At 47.5% G+C, this 1,102-nt stretch carries 2 tRNA genes and 2 rRNA genes; all 4 read right to left on the bottom strand.

Features of this window, described 5'->3' with window-relative positions:
- Positions 1–406 (bottom strand): 23S ribosomal RNA (locus PGRAN_RS15225); the annotation flags it as partial.
- Between the two features lie 189 nt (positions 407–595).
- Positions 596–671: transfer RNA gene (locus PGRAN_RS15220), tRNA-Ala, on the bottom strand.
- A gap of 49 nt (positions 672–720) precedes the next feature.
- Positions 721–794 (bottom strand) — tRNA-Ile (locus tag PGRAN_RS15215).
- A 120-nt stretch (positions 795–914) separates the two neighbouring features.
- Positions 915–1,102: ribosomal RNA gene (locus PGRAN_RS15210) — 16S ribosomal RNA — on the bottom strand; the annotation flags it as partial.

The following is a 1,102-nucleotide window of genomic DNA, read 5'->3' as shown; positions in this document are numbered from 1 at the left end:
TCTGGAGGGAATATGCTTTCAATTACAGGGCTGTTACCTTCTTTGGCGGGCCTTTCCAGACCACTTCGTTTACCACATTCCTTTGTAACTCCGTATAGAGTGTCCTACAACCCCAAGAAGCAAGCTTCTTGGTTTGGGCTCTTTCCGTTTCGCTCGCCGCTACTCAGGAAATCGATTTTTCTTTCTCTTCCTCCAGGTACTTAGATGTTTCAGTTCCCTGGGTCTGCCTTCCTTACGCTATGTATTCACGTAAGGATACTATTCGATTAAGAATAGTGGGTTCCCCCATTCGGAAATCTCTGGATCAACGCTTACGTACAGCTCCCCAAAGCATATCGGTGTTAGTCCCGTCCTTCTTCGGCTCCTAGTGCCAAGGCATCCACCGTGCGCCCTTTCTAACTTAACCATGTGGGTCGTTGTTCTTTCGAACTCGCCACGGGTATGTTCCTAACGTCTACGCACCAGCGATGGTCGTATCGGTTAGTTGAAAGATTCACTTTCAGTTGATTCTCGGTTCTTACTTGGTTGGTACAAGTCAACGACTTATACCGCACTTTACTAACTTTCTTATCTAGTTTTCAAAGAACAACTTTCTTGGTGGAGCCTAGCGGGATCGAACCGCTGACCTCCTGCGTGCAAAGCAGGCGCTCTCCCAGCTGAGCTAAGGCCCCATAATTAAAGGGTATTATTAGTGGACTCTTTCTTTAATAAAAGAGTAAGTGGGCCTAAATGGACTCGAACCATCGACCTCACGCTTATCAGGCGTGCGCTCTAACCAGCTGAGCTATAGGCCCGTCAATAAAAAGCGCCTCTTTCTTTAATAAGAAAAAAGTGCTTACCACTAACTAGAGATTAATCTCTCAAAACTGAACGAAACGAGAAGATAAAACGAATACAGGTTTCCTTTTCCTTAGAAAGGAGGTGATCCAGCCGCACCTTCCGATACGGCTACCTTGTTACGACTTCACCCCAATTATCTGTCCCACCTTCGGCGGCTGGCTCCATAAAGGTTACCCTACCGACTTCGGGTGTTACAAACTCTCGTGGTGTGACGGGCGGTGTGTACAAGGCCCGGGAACGTATTCACCGTGGCATGCTGATC

It is taken from the genome of Listeria grandensis FSL F6-0971 (assembly GCF_000525835.1).
GTDB lineage: Bacteria > Bacillota > Bacilli > Lactobacillales > Listeriaceae > Listeria_A > Listeria_A grandensis.
Note: the sequence above shows the minus strand (reverse complement) of the source record. Positions and strands in the feature narration are given on the sequence as shown.